A 4,134-nucleotide genomic window follows, 5' to 3' on the forward strand; every position below is an offset into this window, starting at 1 on the left:
GTTGCAGCCCCGAAACCGGCCATGCGCGCGCTGGGGTTGTGCGTCAGGCGCAGCAGGGCGAGCAGGTCCTTGATGTGGGTGCTTTCCAGGAACTTGAGACCGCCGAATTTCACGAAGGGGATGTGGCGGCGGACTAGTTCCAGCTCCAGCGCGGCACTGTGGGTGGCAGTGCGAAACAGCACCGCTTGCGACTTCAGCGTGAGCCCTTCTTCACGATGGGCCAGGATGCGGTTGGCGACCCATCGCGCCTGTTCGGCTTCGTCTGGAATGACCACCAGTTGCGGCTTGTGCGAGGAGATCTTGTCACTCCAGAGGTTCTTGAAGTGACGTTCCGGGGCATCGGCAATGACGGCATTGGAGGCTTGCAGGATGGCTTGGGTGGAACGGTAGTTCTGCTCCAGCGTCAGCAGGCGTGCCGGTTGCGCGAACAGCGAAGGGAAGTCGAGGATGTTGCGCACCGTGGCGCCGCGGAAGGAATAGATCGATTGCGCATCGTCGCCCACGGCGGTCACGCCGCCGCCATCGGGCTTCATCCTTTGCAGGATCTCGGCTTGCAGGCGGTTGGTGTCCTGGTATTCATCGACCAGCACGTGGTCGAAGCGCGCGCCCACCGATTGCGCGATCTGCGTATCGGAGAGCATCTCGGCCCAGAACAGCAACAGGTCGTCGTAATCCAGCACATGCTGGTTTTCCTTGGCTTGCACGTATTGACTGAAGAGTTCGCCCAGTTGCCGTTCCCATTCGCGGCACCAGGGAAAGTGGCTTGCCAGCACCTGGCCCAGGTCTTGCCGGGTATTGACCACACGTGAATAAATGGACAGGCAGGTGGCCTTCAGTGGAAAGCGCTGCTCGGTGGCTGACAGCCCCAGCTCGTGGCGCAGCAGGCCGAGCAGGTCTTCGGCGTCGCCGCGATCCTGGATGGTGAAGTTTTCTTCCAGGCCGATCACGGTCGCATAGTCACGCAGCAGGCGCGCGCCGATGGCGTGGAAGGTACCCGACCAGGGTAGTTGCGGCGGGGTGGCGCCGGCGGCGAGTCCCAGCACTTCCGCGATCACCTGACCCACGCGCCGGCCCAGGTCGGCGGCGGCGCGGCGTGAGAAGCTCAACAGCAGGATGCGTTGCGGATCGGCGCCCTCCAGGATCAGCCGCGCCACCCGGTGCGCCAGGGTATTGGTCTTGCCGGTGCCGGCACCGGCCACGATCAGCAAGGGCGCCTGCTGTGCCGGCGGCAACTGGCTGCCATGCTCGACGGCGGCGCGCTGCTGCGGGTTCAGGCGCGCAAAGGGATCGTGCTTGGCAGCGGCTGCGCTGCGGGTGTCGGGGGCGTCCTGGACGAAATCTGGCGACATGGGGAGCAGGGAAATTCCTGGGAGGAATAGGGGGAGCAGATGGGTACGGTGGTAGGTACTGTATATATAACCAGGTTCGGATGCAACACTCCTGATACTTGAAATATGAAGCCGGTCCTGGCGAACCTCTGCCGTGGAAGTGAATCTATAGGCTGCACGACGGTGTCACAAAGGGCAAGCGCAAGCCCAGCAGGGCCGGTCAGGGGATGGGCCGAGCGTCCAAACTGTGGCAAACTTCGCGCTTTGCCTTCGCCCGTGTTGGCGTGCGGCCCGACCATCGCATCCTGGCGCGACCGGTTTGGCTGCATTGTTTGCAGGTCCTCTCCCGGAGCAATTTTGAGTCTGATTAAAAACCTGCCGTTCGAATGGCTGGTCGGTATCCGCTATACGCGGGCCGGCAAGCGCAGCGGCCGCAATAGTTTTATTTCCTTCATTTCCCTTATTTCCATGGCCGGCATCGGGCTGGGCGTGGCCGCGCTGATCGTGGTGCTGTCGGTGATGAACGGCTTCCAGAAGGAAGTACGTGACCGCATGTTATCGGTGCTGCCGCATATCGAGGTGTTCGACGCTTCCGGTTCCATGCACGACTGGCAGGCTGTGGCCAAGCAGGCTTTCCAGAACCCGGAAGTGCTGGGCGCGGCGCCCTACGTGGCCGGGCAGGGCATGATGACGCGTGACGACAACCTGCGCGGCGTGATGGTGCGCGGCGTGCTGCCCGAGGAAGAGCCCAAGGTCTCGGACGTGGCCAAGCAGATCAAGCAGGGCAGTTTCGATTCGCTCAAGCCCGGTGAATTCAACATCGTCATCGGCGGCGAGCTGGCGCGCGGGATGCGCGTGGGCCTGGGTGACAAGGTCACGCTGATCGTGCCGCAGGGCCAGGTGACGCCGGCCGGCGTGCTGCCGCGCCTGAAGCAGTTCACCGTGACCGGCATCTTCGAGGCCGGCCATTATGAATTCGATTCTTCGCTGGCCTTCATCGACATCAAGGATGCCGAGACCCTGTTCCGCATGGACGCCCCCACCGGCGTGCGCCTGCGCATCCGCGACATGCTGCAGGCCCCGGAAGTGACCCAGCAACTGGCGCGCACCCTGAGCGGCGACCTCTACCTGCGCGACTGGTCGCAGCAGAACAGCAACTGGTTCGCGGCGGTCAAGACCGAAAAACGCATGATGTTCATCATCCTCACCCTGATCATCGCGGTGGCCGCCTTCAACCTGGTCTCGACCCTGGTCATGACGGTTACCGACAAGCAGGCCGACATCGCCATCCTGCGCACGCTGGGTGCTTCGCCCGGTTCCATCATGAAGATCTTCGTGATCCAGGGCGCGCTGGTGGGCCTGATCGGCACCGCGGTGGGCGTTGGCCTGGGGGTGTTGGTGGCGCTCAACATCGACGTGCTGGTGCCGGCCATCGAGCGCGCTTTCCATGTGCAGTTCCTGCCCAAGAGCATCTACGTGATTTCTGAATTGCCTTCCGAACTGATCTGGTCGGATGTTTACACCATCGGCGGCGTGGCCGTGGTGCTGGCGTTCCTGGCCACGCTGTACCCGAGCTGGGCCGCCGCCCGCGTCAAACCTGCGGAGGCGCTGCGCTATGAATGATCCGATCAAGAACCGCCAGGCCGTGCTGTCGTCGCGTGGCCTGGGCAAGACCTTCACCCAGGGCAAGTATTCGGTGAAGGTATTGGCCAATGTCGATATCGACGTCTACCACGGCGAGCAGGTCGCCATCGTCGGCGCCTCGGGCTCGGGCAAGTCGACCCTGCTGCATCTGCTGGGCGGGCTGGACACCCCCAGCACCGGCACAGTGAGCCTGCAGGGCAAGGACTTTGCCAGCCTGGGCGAGAGCGAGCGGGGCGCCTTGCGCAACCAGTCGCTGGGCTTCGTCTATCAGTTCCACCACCTGCTGCCGGAATTCTCGGCGCTGGACAACGTGGCCATGCCCTTGATGATCCGCCGCGTCAAGCGCGACCAGGCCCAGGAGCAGGCGCGCGAGATGCTGGAGAAGGTCGGCTTGGCGCAGCGTGTGACGCACGTGCCGGGCGAACTGTCCGGCGGCGAGCGCCAGCGGGTGGCATTGGCGCGAGCCCTGGTGACGCGCCCGGCCTGCGTGCTGGCCGATGAACCGACCGGCAACCTGGACCGCAGCACGGCCGATCGCACTTTCGAGCTGATGATCGAACTCTCGCGCACGCTGGGCACGGCTTTCGTGATCGTGACCCACGACATCGAACTGGCCGGACGTTGTGGGCGGATCCTGCGCTTGTCCGACCAGGGCTTGCGCGTGGCCTCACAGCAGCCCTGATGCTTTCCGGGTAAGCTTGCAGTCTTTCGCCGCCGTCTTTTGGGAGACGGCGGCGTGCTTTTGTTTTGAATAGATGAACAGATGGAACATGGAGTCAGCATGAACACCCGCCAATGGCTAGAGACCCTGGTCGCCTTCGATACCACCAGCCGCAATTCCAACCTGGAACTGATCACCACCGTGCGTGACAGCCTGCAACAGCAGGGCATTTCCTCCTGGCTGGCACACAACAAGGAGCAAACCAAGGCCAACCTGTTTGCGACCCTGCCGGCTACCGCCGGCCCCAACGCAGGCAGCACCGAAGGCGGCATCGTGCTCTCCGGTCACACCGACGTGGTGCCGGTCGATGGCCAGAAGTGGGATACCGATCCCTTCAAGATCACCGAGAAGGACGGCAGCCTGTACGGTCGCGGCACGTGCGATATGAAGGGTTTCATCGCCACCGCGCTGGCCATGGTGCCGGAGTTCCTGGCTATGCCG

4 protein-coding genes are annotated in these 4,134 nt (G+C 63.5%); 3 read left to right on the forward strand and 1 reads right to left on the reverse strand.

Annotation, left to right across the window (positions count from 1 at the left end):
• The coding region (locus I5W_RS23265) for an ATP-dependent helicase (protein WP_044531028.1) at nucleotides 1–1,349 on the reverse strand (1,349 nt) is incomplete at its 3' end.
• A 336-nt stretch (nucleotides 1,350–1,685) separates the two neighbouring features.
• Between I5W_RS23265 and I5W_RS23270 the strand changes: the two genes are divergently transcribed.
• From I5W_RS23270 to I5W_RS23280, 3 genes are all read left to right on the forward strand, one after another.
• Nucleotides 1,686–2,951 (forward strand): lipoprotein-releasing ABC transporter permease subunit, encoded by a 1,266-nt coding sequence (locus I5W_RS23270; RefSeq protein ID WP_017450242.1) that lies wholly within the window; start codon nucleotides 1,686–1,688, stop codon nucleotides 2,949–2,951.
• Nucleotides 2,944–3,654, forward strand: coding sequence for a lipoprotein-releasing ABC transporter ATP-binding protein LolD (lolD, locus tag I5W_RS23275; RefSeq protein ID WP_017450243.1), 711 nt, complete (start codon nucleotides 2,944–2,946; stop codon nucleotides 3,652–3,654). Before I5W_RS23270 ends, lolD begins: the two co-directional genes overlap by 8 nt.
• 99 nt (nucleotides 3,655–3,753) lie before the next feature.
• Nucleotides 3,754–4,134, forward strand: a 381-nt coding sequence (locus I5W_RS23280; protein ID WP_148289185.1) for a M20/M25/M40 family metallo-hydrolase, incomplete at its 3' end; no start/stop codon positions are given.

The organism is Herbaspirillum sp. B65 (genome assembly GCF_000333555.1).
Lineage (GTDB): Bacteria > Pseudomonadota > Gammaproteobacteria > Burkholderiales > Burkholderiaceae_D > Herbaspirillum > Herbaspirillum rubrisubalbicans.